The organism is Sphingosinicellaceae bacterium (assembly GCA_019285715.1).
In the GTDB taxonomy this organism is placed as follows: Bacteria; Pseudomonadota; Alphaproteobacteria; order Sphingomonadales; family Sphingomonadaceae; genus Glacieibacterium.
Genome location: CP079108.1, coordinates 1,867,754 through 1,883,104, shown reverse-complemented (window position 1 = coordinate 1,883,104; position 15,351 = coordinate 1,867,754). Strand labels below are relative to the sequence as shown.

Annotated in this window: 12 protein-coding genes and 2 pseudogenes; 12 read left to right on the top strand and 2 right to left on the bottom strand. The window is 65.6% G+C overall.

Features of this window, described 5'->3' with window-relative positions:
* The first annotated feature begins 159 nt into the window (after nucleotides 1–159).
* From KX816_08775 to KX816_08740, 8 genes are all read left to right on the top strand, one after another.
* On the top strand, nucleotides 160–666 hold the full coding sequence (locus KX816_08775; protein QXQ08055.1) for an RNA polymerase sigma factor: 507 nt from the start codon (nucleotides 160–162) through the stop codon (nucleotides 664–666).
* Nucleotides 663–1,679, top strand: a complete 1,017-nt coding sequence (locus KX816_08770) for a FecR domain-containing protein (protein ID QXQ08054.1) — start codon at nucleotides 663–665, stop codon at nucleotides 1,677–1,679. The genes KX816_08775 and KX816_08770 overlap by 4 nt, the downstream gene beginning before the upstream one ends.
* A 262-nt stretch (nucleotides 1,680–1,941) precedes the next feature.
* Nucleotides 1,942–2,763 carry an alpha/beta hydrolase gene (locus KX816_08765; protein ID QXQ08472.1) on the top strand — a complete coding sequence of 274 codons (822 nt, stop codon included), beginning with the start codon at nucleotides 1,942–1,944 and terminating at the stop codon, nucleotides 2,761–2,763.
* A gap of 97 nt (nucleotides 2,764–2,860) precedes the next feature.
* A complete protein-coding gene (locus KX816_08760; protein ID QXQ08053.1) occupies nucleotides 2,861–3,835 on the top strand; it encodes an MBL fold metallo-hydrolase in 975 nt (324 codons plus the stop codon).
* A 25-nt stretch (nucleotides 3,836–3,860) separates the two neighbouring features.
* Complete coding sequence (locus KX816_08755; protein QXQ08052.1) at nucleotides 3,861–4,823, top strand: alpha/beta fold hydrolase; 963 nt, start codon at nucleotides 3,861–3,863, stop codon at nucleotides 4,821–4,823.
* 32 nt (nucleotides 4,824–4,855) lie between these two features.
* A complete protein-coding gene (locus KX816_08750; GenBank protein ID QXQ08471.1) occupies nucleotides 4,856–5,272 on the top strand; it encodes a hypothetical protein in 417 nt (138 codons plus the stop codon).
* 37 nt (nucleotides 5,273–5,309) lie between these two features.
* Nucleotides 5,310–5,663 carry a DUF305 domain-containing protein gene (locus KX816_08745; protein QXQ08470.1) on the top strand — a complete coding sequence of 118 codons (354 nt, stop codon included), beginning with the start codon at nucleotides 5,310–5,312 and terminating at the stop codon, nucleotides 5,661–5,663.
* 32 nt (nucleotides 5,664–5,695) lie between these two features.
* On the top strand, nucleotides 5,696–7,108 hold the full coding sequence (locus tag KX816_08740; GenBank protein ID QXQ08469.1) for a beta-propeller fold lactonase family protein: 1,413 nt from the start codon (nucleotides 5,696–5,698) through the stop codon (nucleotides 7,106–7,108).
* A gap of 186 nt (nucleotides 7,109–7,294) precedes the next feature.
* Here the strand turns inward: KX816_08740 and KX816_08735 are convergent.
* Together KX816_08735 and KX816_08730 are read right to left on the bottom strand one after the other, a co-directional pair.
* A pseudogene (locus KX816_08735) lies at nucleotides 7,295–7,888 on the bottom strand (dipeptidase).
* 73 nt (nucleotides 7,889–7,961) lie between these two features.
* Complete coding sequence (locus tag KX816_08730) at nucleotides 7,962–8,657, bottom strand: XRE family transcriptional regulator (GenBank protein ID QXQ08051.1); 696 nt, start codon at nucleotides 8,655–8,657, stop codon at nucleotides 7,962–7,964.
* Between the two features lie 121 nt (nucleotides 8,658–8,778).
* Here KX816_08730 and KX816_08725 point away from each other — a divergent pair.
* From KX816_08725 to KX816_08710, 4 genes and pseudogenes are all read left to right on the top strand, one after another.
* Nucleotides 8,779–10,776 (top strand): annotated as a pseudogene (locus KX816_08725) (serine hydrolase).
* Nucleotides 10,776–11,783 carry a dipeptide epimerase gene (locus tag KX816_08720; protein ID QXQ08050.1) on the top strand — a complete coding sequence of 336 codons (1,008 nt, stop codon included), beginning with the start codon at nucleotides 10,776–10,778 and terminating at the stop codon, nucleotides 11,781–11,783. Before KX816_08725 ends, KX816_08720 begins: the two are co-directional and overlap by 1 nt.
* Nucleotides 11,780–13,045, top strand: a complete 1,266-nt coding sequence (locus tag KX816_08715; GenBank protein QXQ08049.1) for a peptide MFS transporter — start codon at nucleotides 11,780–11,782, stop codon at nucleotides 13,043–13,045. The genes KX816_08720 and KX816_08715 overlap by 4 nt, the downstream gene beginning before the upstream one ends.
* A gap of 60 nt (nucleotides 13,046–13,105) precedes the next feature.
* Nucleotides 13,106–15,349, top strand: coding sequence for a TonB-dependent receptor (locus KX816_08710; protein QXQ08048.1), 2,244 nt, complete (start codon nucleotides 13,106–13,108; stop codon nucleotides 15,347–15,349).
* Nucleotides 15,350–15,351: the final 2 nt, after the last annotated feature.

The following is a 15,351-nucleotide window of genomic DNA, read 5'->3' as shown; positions in this document are numbered from 1 at the left end:
CGACATGCGAGGTGAGGATTTGCGGCGGGCGTGCGTCATCATAGGTGCGACCATCAGGACTCCTAAGTCACGCTTGCACTCGCGCCTCGCCGATCGCCCAACCCACTCGACCCGATCCGAGCTTTCGCTCACCATCGATCGGTAGGCGGGGAAACGAACATGGCAGCAGCGATGCCGATTAGTGCGCAGGACGTGGTCGCCTTTCGCCCGGCGCTGGTCCGCTTCTTCCGCCGCAAACTGCGTGACGTGAATGACGTCGAGGATCTCGTTCAGGAGGTGTTCGTGCGGGTGGCCGCCCGCCAGGGCGGCGAGGTCGAGAACCTTGGCGGCTACGTCTTTCAGACTGCTGCCAGCGTGCTTGCCGACCGTCATCGGCGCCGCACTGTGCGCCACGCCGACGACCAGGTGCCGTTCGACACCGAGCGGCACAGCGGCACCGATTTCGATGCAGGACGGGTCGCCGAGAACCGTCAGGCGTTACGGGCCGTGGCAGCGGCACTCATGAACCTGCCCGAGCGGACGCGGACGATCTTCGTCCTGCGCCGCCTGGAAGGACAGAATTACAAGGATATCGCAGTGCATTTCGAGATTTCGGTGAGCGCAGTCGAAAAGCAGATGGCGCGCGCCGCGCAACATCTGCTGACCTCGCCCGGGTGCGTCGCGTGATTCGCGAAGCCCTCACACTCGAGCACCTGCAGAGCCTGCCCCCCGAGGAGGCGGCTGCGCTCCTGCTGGTTCGGCAGGATATGGCTGACGACAGCGACGACGGCGACGATCACATTTTCATCCCGTGGCTCGAAAGCGATCCCGCCAACGGTAAGGCATGGGCGAGCGCCTGCCAGTTGTGGGAGCAGATAACGCCGGATGCGCCGGAGCTCCGATCGCTGCGAGCCGAACCCGCGGCGCCAGCGGTGGCCCGTAGCCGCGCACCGTGGCAGTACGCGATCGCCGCCTCGCTAGCCGTCGCACTGGTCGGCGGCGCGACCTTCCTGACGCGCGGGCCCGACGGCCCGGCGGCGACCCAGCTTGCCGGCGTTGACGTTGTGCCGGTTATGCTCGCGACCGGGCACGGCGAGCGGCGCAGCTTTGCTCTGGCGGATGCCAGCAACGTCACGCTCAACACCGATACCGCGCTTCGCGTCGAGTTCCGCGCCGGCGGTGAACGCCGCGTCGAGCTGTTGCACGGGCAGGCGGTGTTTGCCGTCGCTCACGACGCCTCACGGCCGTTCATCGTCGCCGTTGCGGATCGCTCGGTGACCGCGCTCGGCACCCGCTTCGAGGTCCGCGCCGATCCGGGCCTGATGCGTGTCGTCCTCGTCGAGGGTAGCGTCGCGGTGCGCACCGGTGGCCCGCCGATCTTCCTGCTGCCCGGCCAGCAGCTCGTGGCGCGCGGCGATAGGGCACCAGTGGTCAGTGCCGCCGATGTCGGTGCCGTCGGTGACTGGCAGCGCGGCGTCGTCACCTTTCACGACACGCCGCTGTCGGCCGCCGCCGCCGAACTCAACCGCTATGCCGCGACGCCGCTGCGCGTTCGCGATCCCAAGGTCGCCGGCTACCGGGTCAGCGGCAGCTTCCGCACCGACGACGCCGCGCGCTTCGCCCGAACGGTGGCCGAAATCTATCCGGTGCGTGTCGTCGCGGTCGGCACCGATCATCTTGAAATCATCGCTGCCAAATAATTCGCGTCACCGCCCGCTTTGTCGGTGGGGGTTCTGAACAGGCCTGCGTCTAACCCTACGAGACCCACCAAGGGCGTCGAAAGGGACCAGTCCAATGGCTGCATCGACCGACACGAATAGTCCGATCGACTATGCCTACGGTACCCCGCGGCGCGCAGTTCTGGCCGGCCTGACCATTGCGGCGGCGGCATCGCTCGCATTCCCCGATTTCTCGACCCGGGCCATCGCCCGGGTTCCCTCAGCCCCGACGAAAGGACCGGTAATGAGCACGATCACAACCAAGGACGGCACTTCGATCTTCTACAAAGATTGGGGCACTGGCCAACCGATCGTCTTCCATCACGGCTGGCCGCTGAGCGCCGACGATTGGGATGCGCAGATGCTGTTCTTCATGGGCGAGGGCTACCGCGTCATCGCCTACGACCGCCGCGGCCACGGACGCTCGACGCAGACCTGGCTCGGCAACGAGATGGACACCTACGCGGCCGACTGTGCCGCCCTCGTCGAGCATCTCGACCTGCGCAACACCATCCACGTCGGCCATTCGACCGGCGGCGGCGAAGTCATTCGCTACGTCGCGCGCCACGGTGCCGGCCGGGTCGCCAAGGCGGCGATCATCAGCGCCATCCCGCCGGTCATGCTGAAGTCGGCGAGCAACCCCGGCGGCAGCGCGATCGATGTCTTCGACGGTTACCGCGCCGCGATGTCGAACCGCGCGCAGTTCTACCGCGACGTCCCGGAAGGCCCGTTCTACGGCTTCAACCGCCCCGGCGTGAAAGCCATTCCCGGCGTCATCGACAATTGGTGGCGGCAGGGCATGATTGGCGGCACCAAGGCGCAGTACGACTGCATCAAGGCGTTCTCAGAGACAGACTTCACCGAGGACCTCAAGCAGATCACCGTGCCGGTGCTGGTCATGCACAGCGAGGACGACCAGATCGTGCCGTTTGCCGATGCCGGGCCGCTATCCGCCAAGCTGCTCCAGAAGGCCACGCTCAAGGTCTACAAGGATTTCCCGCACGGCATGCCGACGACGCACGCGGCGATCATCAACGCCGATCTGCTGGCGTTCCTGAAAGCGTAATTCGCTGCCGACCCGTTCGGCAAATCCCGATCGATCTTCAAATCGCGCCGACGCGCGAACGACCCACTGCGCCCGCGCCTCATCCCGGAGCTTTGCAATGACCGAATCCCTCCTCAACCGCTGCACCGGCACCGAGCTGCCGCTGCCGAGCCGCCTGGCAGGACCCGCCGCCCTGCTGCTGCTCGGCATCGGCCTAGTGACCGCGCCGGCGCTTGCCGGCAAGCCGACGCCCTACGACACGATCAACCGCGTCGCGGCAACCAGCCCGGTCACGGTCCACAAGCTGCGCGGCGGCATAGCCATGCTCGACGGCTCGGGCGGCAATATCGGCGTGCTCGCCGGGCCTCGCGGCGTGCTGCTGGTCGATGCGGGCATCGCGGTGTCGGAGGCAAAGATCAAGGCGGCAATCGCCGGCCTCAGCGCGCAGCCGCTGCGCACCGTGATCCTGACCCACTGGCACTGGGACCATAGCGACGGCGACGGCTGGGTGCGCAAGACCGGCGCAGCGCTGATCGCCGATCCCAAGGCCATCGAGCGACTGAAGCAGACCAATACCATCGTCGAGTGGGGCCATACCTTCACGCCGGTCGCGGCCAGCGCGCTGCCCGACGTGGTTCTGGCCGGCGACAAGACGCTGCAATTCGGCGGCGAGACCGTTCGCATCGGCCATTACCGCTCCGGCCACACCGACGGCGATATCTACGTGCGCTTCGAGCACGCCGACGTCCTCCAGACCGGCGACACCTTCTGGAACGGGGTCTATCCGTTCATCGACTATGTCACCGGCGGCAGCATCGACGGCGCGATCCGTGCCGCGAACGAGAACCTGCGCATCGTCGGCCCCGGCACCATCGTCATCCCCGGTCACGGGCCGGTCGGCGACCGCGCCGCGCTCGTCGCCTTTCGCGACATGCTGGTCGCGTCGCGGACCAGGGTCGCGGCGCTGAAGGCGCATGGCAAGTCGCTTGCCCAGACCATCGCCGCCCGCCCGACCGCGCAGTTCGATGCCAGGTGGGGCGGTTCGCTGATCGATCCCGCCCTGTTCACCGCCCTCGTCTACCGCGGCGTCTGAGCCGCTTTCCTGAAGGAGACTTACGATGCGCCGCAATTTCGCGACTTTCGCTTTCGCCACGCTGCTGCTCGCCAGCGCCGCCGTTCCGGTGCGATCCGCCCCTGTGCACCATATCTTGTCGGTACCCGTCCCTCATTACCGGACCGCGATCCTCGAGGGCGTCAAGATTGCCTATGTCGAGGCCGGTCCGAAGGACGGCCCAGTGGTCCTGCTGCTGCACGGGTTTCCGACCTCCTCGCACCAGTTCCGCAACCTTATTCCCCTGCTCGCTGACCGCTATCATGTCATCGCACCCGACTACCCGGGCTTCGGCGAAAGCGACGCACCGCCCCACGACAAGTTCGAATATGGGTTCGGCCACTATGCGACGCTGATCGACGGCCTGCTCGGCCAGCTCGGCGTGAAGCGGTATGCCATGTACCTGTTCGATTACGGCGCACCGGTCGGCTATCGCCTCGCTCTCAAGCACCCGGAGCGGGTCAGCGCCCTTATCGTCCAGAACGGCAATGCCTATGACGAAGGTCTCGGCGATTTCTGGAAACCGATGAAGGCCGACTGGGCCCACCCGACGGCAAAGACCCGCGACGCGCTGTCGTTCTTGGTGACGCTGAAGACCACCAAGTTCCAGTATCAGGATGGCATGCAGGACGAATCCCGGATCGATCCCGCCAACTGGCGTCACGACCAGCCGCTGCTCGACCGACCCGGTAACAAGGACATACAGATCGACCTGTTTCACGATTACGGCAGCAACGTCGCACTGTATCCGCAATTCCAGGCATTCTTCCGCAAGTATCAGCCGCCGACGCTGATCGTCTGGGGCAAGAACGACAAGGTGTTCCCGACCGCGGGAGCCGAGCCCTACCGGCGCGACCTGCCCAAGGCCGAATACCATGTGCTCGATACCGGCCATTTCGCGCTGGAGGACCAGCTACACGTGATGGCGCCGCTGATCCACGACTTCCTCGACCGCAAGGTGGCGAAGTGAGCCTTACCCGCACCCTCCTGCTGATCGGAGCCATGACCATGTCCGAACCATTGGCCGCCCAGAGCGCGCGCGATATCCTCGGCGCACCCGGCGTCGTCCCGCTCGATCGCCCGCAGCCTGCACCACGTCTGATCGTCGATCCGCCGGTGCCCGGTCCGCTGTCGTTCGGGCGCGTCGTCATCCAGTATCGCGCCGAGAACCTGCGTATCACGCCGACCTTCGGGCCCAATGCCCTCGATGTGACGCCGCGCATCGGCCATATCCACGTCACCGTCGACGACCTGCCATGGCACTGGGCTGACGCCAGCGGCGAGTCCCTGATCATGAATGGCATGCCGCCCGGCCGCCACAAGGTGCTGATCGAACTGGTCAACGCCAACCACGTGCCGTTCACCAGTCAAGCCGTCGAGTTCGTCATTCCGAAGACCGACAGTTCTGGCAACCATTGAGCCAGAGAGGATTGAGTTCATGTTCAAGCTCGGTTTGATGTCCGCCGCCGTAGCCGCTTTGACACTTGGATCCCCCGCAGGTGCCGGTGCGCCCGAGGCTGCGTTTGTCGATGCGAACAAAGTCGCAATGGCCAAGATGATGGCGGCTATGAACGCCACGCCATCGGGCGATGTCGACGTGGATTTCGTCAACATGATGGAGCCACATCATCGCGGTGCCGTCGAGATGGCTGTGCTTGAGCTGCGCTACGGTACCAATCCGCAGCTGCGGCGCATCGCCCAGGAAATCATCGTCGGGCAAACCCAGGAGATCGATGCGATGCGGATGGCCATCGGGCGCCCGCTTTCCGCAGCAGTGCCGGTGCCCACCCAGCAGGGGAGAGTAAGGTGACCCTGCGCATACGAAGCGCCGCGGTCGCTGCGATGCTCTACGCGGTGACCTCGGCCCATGCCGGCCAAGCGCCATTTGCTGCGGCGGCGCCCGACATTCCGATCAGCGCGCGCGACCGCGTATATGCGGCAGAGCAGTTCTCCAACACCGTTTCCGTTGTCGACCCTTCAACCAACCGGCTGCTTGGTGTCATCCGGCTCGGCGAGCCACAGCCGACGAACTTCAGCCCGCTCTATCGCGGCCAGGTGCTCGTCCATGGCGTGGGGTTCGCGCCCGACGGTCGTACCATCGCGGTCGTGTCGATCGGCTCGAACTCGGTCACCTTCATCGACACCGCCACCAACGCCGTCAAGCACACCACCTATATCGGGCGCTCGCCCCACGAAGCGTTCTTCACACCCGATGGTCGCGAGGTGTGGGTCACCGTACGCGGTGAGGACTATGTCTCGGTGCTCGACGCCAAGACGTACGAGGAAACTGCCCGTGTGAAGACGCCGGGTGGCCCGGGAATGACGATCTTCTCGCCCGACGGCCATTTTGCGTACGTCTGCTCGTCGTTCAACCCGCAGCTCGTTGTCTTCGATATCGCGAGCCGCGCCGAGGTCGGGCGCGTCACGCAGCTCAGTCCCTTTTGCCCCAATCTAGCCGCGACACCGGATGGCAAGCAGCTTTGGTACACGCTGAAGGACACCGGCAAGACCGTCGTGATCGACGCGAAGCCGCCGTTCGCGACACTGAAAGTGCTCGATACCGGCCCGATCACCAACCAAGTCAATTTCGTCGACACTGCACGTAGTCATTTGGCTTACGTCACGGTTGGTGGGCTCAACCAGGTGCAGGTGTTCCGCCGTGACACTTTCGCCAAGGTCGCGACGATCGCGGTCGGCAAGCTGCCGCACGGAATCTGGCCGTCGGGTGACGGTACACGTGTCTACGTCGGTCTCGAGAATGACGACGCACTGGTCGCCATCGACACCGCGAGCAATAAGGTGATCGCGTCGATCCCGATCGGCCAGGCCGCGCAGGCGGTGAACTACGTGGCCAACGCAGTTCCTAGCGGTGACGGCACGAGCGGGCTTCAGCCACTTGGCATTGCCGGCGGCGTGACGCACATCACCCTTGGCGTCCGCGGCGCCAGCGGCCCGGCACCGACTAGCGTCAGTCTGTTCGATCAGGGCCTCGTCCAGATCCTCGAAGCTGCCGTGACCGGCCTCTCGCCGACCGCGCCCTACGTACTCGGGTTGGCCACTACCGCAGATGGCGGCGGCGACATCGAACCATTGGCGAGTTTCAAGACCAATTCTTCCGGTGCAGCGATCGTCAATGCAACGGGACCGATCCGCGCGCTCGTGCAACCGGGCACGCCCATACAACAGCGTTATCTTGTCATCACGCCAGGCATTCCTGGTCAGAGCGGAACGCCGGTGCAGGTGCAGCAAAACTGAAGCAGGAGGTCGACATGAGCCCTGAGACCGTTCGTTATTCTGCCGATGGCCTGGCGATGCTGGGGCAACTGTTCGTTCCGGCCGGACGCGGGGGCTCCACGCCGGTGTGCTCGTATTTCCGGAAGCCTTCGACATCGGCACCACGTTCTGGAGTGTGCCGAAAGATTGGCCGCGCTCGGCTATGCCCTCGCTGACGTGGCTGAAATCCAACAGCATGCCGAGCCGGTTGAGCTCGAGCACGACCTGGCGCCCGAAGTCGGCGAGGCCGTGGTGCCTGGGATCGTCTGTGGCGGAATTGCCCCAGTCGATGGTCCGCGAGTGGGCCAGGGTCAGTTAGCCTGCGCCGAGCGCCCCATAGGTGCGCAACACCGACAGGTTGCCGTCGATCTGACCACCGTCGTCAACGCCGATCATCGAAGCAATGCGACTGACCATATGAGCGGGCATGACGTCGTCGGCGGTGCGGGCGATGGTGGAGACCTGCGGATAGCGTGCCGCGATCGAGTGGACGAGGTCGATCTGCTCCGGCGTCTGCTCGACCTGCTGTTTGCCCGGCAGGTCGGCACAGACCCAGCCCGACCAGATTTGCCTACCGACCAAGCCCTTGCGCAGGCGGGAGACGTCGGTGTTGTAGCGATCATTGCTGCCAGACAGGTCGTTGAGGTCGACGGTCCAGCGCGCGTCGTTCTCGCGCTCCCGCAGCACCTCGGGCCAGTCGTTGTGCCCATCGAGCAGCGGCGTCGCCTTGAGGACGCGCGCGACGCGGGCGGAATAATCCATCGACGCGGAAGGCACCGCGACGGCTGCGGAGGTCAGCAGCAGCGACCTGCCAGCAGGGCGACGATTGAGCGCGTCAACGGGTCCGCATCGCGCGGCGCTGGCCGATCAGGGGCGGCGTGTTCTCGTTCACCGCGTCGCCGCTCTGGCGCTGCTCCTCATGCAGGGTCAGCAGCGATTCCATCAACTCTTCCTCGGCACTGGACATCACCGCCAGCACTTCCGCCTCTTCACAGTCTTCCGCTGCGAGATAGGCATGGCCCATGCTCGAGTCGATGTAGAGCGCCTGGCCGGGTTCGAGGGTGACGGGATCGTAGAATTCGGTCTGGACGACGACCTTGCCGCTGAGCACGTACAGGAATTCCTCACCGCTGTGGCGGACGAGGTCGCCGAACTGCTCGGCCGAGCGCGCGCGGATCTTGGTGATGACCGGGATCATCCGCTTCCGGCGCAATTCGGTGCAGAGATAGTAATAGTCATAATTCGGCGTCTCCACCCGGACCGAACGCGCCATGTCGCTGAGGCTGCGGCGCGCGGTGACCGGCTGGACGGGACTATCATCGGTCTCGGCGAACAACTCCGACAGGCGCAGGCCAAGACGTTGCGCCAGTGACAGCAGCTTGTCATAGGTCAGCGTCAGACGATCGTGCTCGATCTTGGACAGGGTCGATACCGGGATGCCGCTTTTCGCGCTCATCTCCTTCAGGGTCCAACCCTCGCGCGATCTCACGGCGCGAAGCAGCGCCCCCAAAGTAGGCGGAACTGAGGCCACGAAAATCCTTTCAGGCCGTGTTGACCAATTCTCCGATCCGGATCAACATGTCTCAATCCGACGCGTTCCATCGTGTTTACAGAGGATTGGGCGTTTCGGCAATGGTAAAGGGGTGTCGGCGATGCGTCCAGGAAGACTGATTCTGCTTGCAGCAGCCTTGTTCGGCAGTGCGACGCTGGCGCAGGCACCCCCCACCCCCGCAGGTCCAATGGCCCCAGTTCCTGTGCTTGCCGCCGCCACGCCGCCGGCACCGGCGGGAAGCCACGAACTGACCGGCGCCGATGTCGGGGCATGGCTCGACGGTTACCTGCCCTATGCACTGCACAACGGCGACATCGCAGGCGCGGTCGTGACGGTCGTCAGGGACGGCAAGATCATCGCGGCGCGCGGCTACGGCTATGCCGATATCGCCAAGCGCCGCCCGGTAGACCCGGCGCGCACGCTGTTTCGGCCCGGCTCGACCTCCAAGCTGGTGACCTGGACCGCGGTGATGCAGCAGGTCGAGGCCGGCAAGCTCGATCTCGACGCCGACGTGAACACCTATCTCGACTTCAAGATACCGCCGCGCAACGGCAAGCCGGTGACCCTGCGCCAGATCATGACGCACACCGGCGGCTTCGAGGAGGTTCTCAAGAACATCATTTTCTACGACCCCAAGATCAACATGTCTCTCGAGGCGTACCTGAATACCTGGGTGCCGACGCGGATCTTCGACGCCGGCACCACGCCCGACTATTCGAACTGGGCCTCGGCGCTGGCCGCCTACATGGTGCAGCGCGTGTCGGGCATGCCCTTCGACGATTACGTCGAGCAGCGCATCTTCGCGCCGCTGGGCATGAATAATTCTAGCTTCCGCCAGCCGCTGCCCAAGGCGCTGCTGGCCGACATGGCGGTCGGCTATGAGCGCGCGTCCGAGCCGCCGATGGGCTTCGAATTCGTCGGCCCGGCTCCCGCCGGTGCGCTGGCTTCGTCGGGCCTCGACATGGGGCGCTTCATGATCGCGCACCTCCAGAATGGGCGCGGCATCCTGAAGCCCGAGACCGCGGCGATGATGCACGACAGCCCGCTCGACCGGGTCAATCCGATGTCGCTGATCCCGCCGCTCAACCGGATGGAGCTGGGCTTCTTCGAGACCAACATCAACGGTCGCGAGGTCATCGCGCACCTCGGCGACACCAACAATTTCCACACCTCGCTGCACCTGTTCATGAAGGACGGCGTCGGCTTCTACGTCTCCTTCAACAGCGCCGGGCGGGAGGGCGCTGCGCATGTCGTGCGGGCCCAACTGTTCCAGGATTTCGCCGACCGCTACTTCCCCTCGACCGTCCGCGATGGCCGTGTCGATGCAACGACTTCGCGCGAACACGCGAAGGCGATGGTTGGCCATTGGCAGATAAGCCGCCGCTCGGAGAGCAATTTCATCAACATTCTCAACCTGGTCGGCCAAGTCGAGGTCAGCATCGATGACAAGGGTGAGCTGGTCATCCCGGCGCTCAAGGGCCCCGGTGGCGCGGTCCAGCATTGAGACGAGATCGCGCCGTTCGTCTGGCGCGACCGCAACGGCCACGACCGGCTGGCGGCCAAGGTCGTCGACGGCCAGCCGGTGCGCTGGAGCTTCGACATGATCTCGCCGTTCATGGTCTATGACCGCGTTCCCATCGCGCGCTCCGCCGCTTGGCTGCTGCCTGCGCTGTACGCGAGCCTCGGGATCCTGCTGCTGACCTTCCTCTACTGGCCGGTCGGCTGGCTGATCCGGCGCAACTATGGCGCGAGGATCGCTGCTACCGGCGCCGCGCTCAAGGCATACCGGGCAACGCGGATCATGGCGCTGCTGGTACTCGGTGTCCTCGCCGGCTGGGCGACGCTGCTGTCGGTGCTGTTCGCCGACGTCAGCAACCTGAACGACAGCGCCGCGATCTGGCTGTGGCTGCTCCAGATCGGCGGCGCGATCGTCTTCGTCGGGGCGGTCGGGATCGCGGCCTGGAACGCCTGGCTGACGTGGCGCGACGGGCGGCGCTGGACCCGCAAGCTGTGGAGCGGGCTGGTCCTGCTCGCGACGCTGGTCGTGCTGTACGTCGCCTCGACCTACAGCTTGCTCGCAATGACGGTGAACTACTGATGTTGCGCCTCTCGATCGACGTTACCACCCGGACGCTGCGGCTGGCACAACCGTTCCGCATCGCCGGCTATGTCTTCGACGTCGCCGACGTGCTGGTGGTGACGCTCGACGACGGCTCGCACCGCGGCCGCGGCGAGGGTGCGGGCGCCTATTACCTCGGCGACGATCTCGCCCACATGCGGGCGGCGATCGAGGGCGCGCAGGCAGCGATCGAGGCCGCTCCGACACGCGAGGAACTGCGCCACATCCTGCCTCCCGGCGGCGCGCGCAACGCCGTCGATGCGGCGCTGTGGGAGCTGGAGGCGGCGCGCGCCGGGAAGCCGGTCTGGGCGCTTGTCGGGCTCGACGGGACGAAACCGCTGGTCACCACCTTTACCGTCAGCGCCGATACGCCGGAGGTGATGGCGGCGAAGGCGACGAGCTATGTCGGCGCCAAATCCCTCAAGATAAAGCTGACCGGCGACGTCGATCTCGACCTAGAGCGTGTCGCCGCAATCCGTGTGGCGCGGCCCGAGGCGTGGCTGGGCGTCGACGGCAACCAGGGGTTCGCCCGGGCTGATCTCGACCGCCTGGTCGCGGGGTTGCTCGACTACGGCATCGCCTTGCTGGAGCAGCCACTCGCCCGGGGCCACGACGCCGAACTCCAGGGCTACCGCTCGCCGATCCCGATCGCGGGCGACGAGAGCCTGTTGTCGCTGGCCGACCTCGCCGACGCCAAGGACCGCTTCGATGTCGTCAACATCAAGCTCGACAAGTGCGGCGGCCTGACCGAGGGGCTGTTGATGGCCGCCGAGGCGCGGCGGCTCGGGCTCGGCGTCATGGTCGGCACGATGATCGGCACCAGCCTCGCGACGGCACCCGGCTTCATCCTGGGACAGGTGTGCGACCTCGTCGACCTCGATGGCCCGACCTTCCTGGTCGAGGATGATGTCCCGAGCGCGGTCTATGCTGATGGCATGCTCGATGTCGGGCCCGAGGTCTGGGGGTCCGGTCGAGCCGCTGCATGACGACGGCGGAGCCGACCTGGTTCGGTCATCCGCGCGGACTGACCATCCTGTTCCTGACGAACATGTGGGAGCAATTCTCCTACTACGGCATGCGCGCACTGCTGGTTTACTACATGACCAAGCAGCTGATGATGAGCCAGGGCCGCGCCTCGCTGGTCTACGGTGCCTACACCGCCTGCGCCTATTTCACCCCGATCATCGGCGGCTTCGTCGCCGACCGCTTCGTCGGCAAAAGACGGGCCATCCTGATCGGCGGTACGGTCATGGCGGCGGGTCATTTCATGATGGCCTCGGAGGCGCTGTTCTATCCGGCGCTGGTCACGATCGCACTCGGCAACGGCCTGTTCCTGCCCAGCCTGCCCAGCCAGATCGGCGACCTGTACCCGCCCGGCGACGACCGCGCCGGCTCGGCCTACAACGTCTATTATGTCGGCGTGAACATCGGCGGCTTTCTGGCGCCGCTGGTCTGCGGGACACTGGGGGAAGTCTTCGGCTGGCACTGGGGCTTCGGCGCTGCCGGCGTCGGCATGCTCGGTGGACTGGCAATTTACGTCTGGGGGCAGCGTTACCTGCCGTCGCAGACCGCCTCCAAGCGGGTTGCGAACACTCCTGGCTCGCGGTCGAAGTTCGCGCGCAACGTCGTTGTGGTGCTGCTGGCGATCGGGCTGTCGGTGACGGTGTTCCGCGGTGCCTATGAGCAGGTCGGCAACACGCTGGCGCTGTGGGCCGATGGCGGGGTCGACCGTCGCGTCGGCAGCGCGGTGATCCCGATGACGTGGTTCCAGTCGCTCAACCCACTGCTCGTCATGGTGATGACGCCGCCGCTGCTGATCTGGTGGCGGCGCCGCGCCCTCGCCGGAGTGCCGGAGCGGCCGGCGCGGCGGATGGCGCTGGGTGCCGCCATCGTCGCCGGCGCGTACCTGATGCTGGCCGGGGTCGAGGCGGCCGGCGGCCCGGCGCATTGGCTGTGGCTGGTGCTATTCTTCATCGTGTTGACACTTGGCGAGCTGCACATCCTGCCCACAGGCTTGGGCATGTTTGCCCGGCTGGCCCCGCGCGGACACGGTGCCACCACCGTCGCCGCCTGGTTCCTGGCGACCTTCGCCGGCAGCCTCGCGGCCGGGTTCGTCGGCACCCTGTGGACCGGCACTAGCCACGGAAGCTTTTTCGTCGTCCTCGCCGCGATCGCCGCGGCAGCCGCCATCATGCTTCTGATGACACAGCAATTAGAAGAAAAGATGGGATTGTCTGAATCAGATTGACTATTCTCCGATTAGGACAAATGATCCGTAATCATGATCAGCTGGGTGGGGAACGTGTCGATGAAAGCGGTACGGCTAAGTTTTTCCGTTTCGAGCGTTCTCGGCGCCTTTCTGGTCTATAGCCCGGCCGCAGCGCAGGTCGCGTCGAACACGCACACTGCCGCCGCAGACACCGGGGCTCCGGATTACCAGTCGAGCGACATCGTCGTCACTGCCCAGAAGCGCAGCGAGGCCCTGATCGACGTGCCGCAGTCGATATCGGTCGTGCGCGGCGAGACGCTGGAGCGCCAACAGGCCTTCAGCTTCCAGGATTATGCGAAGCTGGTCCCCGGCCTGCAGATCTCCCAGAGCAACCCGGGTGAGTCGCGCCTGATCCTGCGGGGCATCGACACCGGCGGCACGGCCGCCACTGTCGCCACCTACGTCGACGAAACACCGTTCGGATCCTCGTCGGGCCTGGTCAACGGCGCCATCCTCGCCGGCGAGCTCGATACCTTCGACATGGCACGCATCGAAGTACTACGTGGACCGCAGGGGACGCTCTACGGTGCCAGCTCGCTGGGCGGCGTGGTAAAGTTCGTCACCAACGCGCCCGACTTCGACAAGCTCGAGGCGCGCGGCCGGGCCAGCGTCGAGACTGTTGCGGGCGGCGACCTATCGTACATGGGCTCGGCGCTGATCAACGTGCCGCTCGCCCAGAACCTGGCGGTGCGCGCCTCCGGGTTCTACCGCGATTACGGCGGTTTCATCGACTCAACGGGTATCGGCGGCTCCAACGTCGCCAAGAACATCAACGGCAGCAAAAGCTACGGTGGCCGCGTGTCGGCGCTGTTCAAGCCTTCGACTGCCGTGTCGCTGCGCCTGACCGCGATCGTCCAGAACCTCGACACGGACGCATCTTCGGTCGTGGAAAGCGACCCGCGGACCCTGCGTACCATAACGCGAAACGTCCAGTCGCAGTTCGTGCCCGAATACACCAACATCGCCTATCGACTGTACAACGGCACGCTGGACGTCGATCTCGGCTTCGGCACTCTCACGTCGTCGACCAGCTACAGCACCCTTAAAGAGTCGTTGCGCGACGACCTGACGGTCTATTTCGGATCCCTGCTCGGCCTGTACTCCGATGCGACCGGGCCGGCTGCCGACCTTGCCGAGCCGCAGCATACCAACAACACCCGCTTCACCCAGGAACTCCGGCTCGCGTCGCCGCAGAGCGACACCTTCGAATGGCTGATCGGCGGTTATTACGACCACGAGAAGGGCGCGATCATCCAGCAGGTCGAGGCTTATGACCCCGGCACCTTCAACACCTTTGCCGGATTGCCGCAGCTTTTCGACGGCGCGCTGACCTCGCGCTACCGGGAGTTCGCAGGCTTTGCCAACGGCACGGTGCACTTCGGTCCGCGCTTCGACGTCACGGTTGGCGGCCGCTACAGCGGCAACAAGCAGCGCGCGCACCAGGACGGCGTCGGCATCCTCGCCCCGCCCGAGCTGAGCTCGGCTTCAAAGGAGAAGGTCTTCACCTGGTCCGCGGCGCCCAAGTTCAAGTTCAGCGATACCGGGTCGGTCTACGCCCGCTTCGCCAAGGGCTTCCGCCCCGGCGGGCCAAACATCGTGCCGCCGTCCGCACCTGTCGAGGTGCAGACCTACCATTCCGACAGCGTGATCAACTACGAGGTCGGACTGAAGGCGGAAACCGCCGATCGCAGCTTCGGCATCGACGTCTCGGCGTTCCACATCGACTGGAACAACATCCAGCTGCTGGCGCAGATCGGCGCCTACGGGGTCAACGCGAACGGCGGCAAGGCGACCAGCGACGGCGTCGAGTTCACCGCCACGCTGCGACCGACCCGCGGCTTGGCGTTCACGGTAAACGGCGCCTACACCGACGCCAAGCTGACCGAGGACACCGACCCCATCGTCGGCGGCCGAAAGGGCGATCGGTTGCCTTTCTCGCCCAAGGTGTCGGTCTCGGTGAATGGCGACTACGACTGGTCGGTCGGCACGCACGCAACAGCCTATGTCGGTGCCTCGCTCCGCTACCTGGGCGACCAGGCCGGACTGTTCAGCCCGACCTACACCGCAGCCTATGGCGGCCGGTCGAACCTGCCGGCCTATGCGGTGGCCGACCTGCGCGCCGGGGTCGAGTTCGGGCGCTTCTCGGTCGGGGCGTACGCCAAGAACCTCGGCAACGTGGCGGGCAAGACCAGCGTCGTCGAAAGCACCTTTCCGCTCGGCGCGACCGGTACCGGCGTGATCCGCCCGCGCACGATCGGCCTCACCTTCGGCGCCGGATTTTAAGC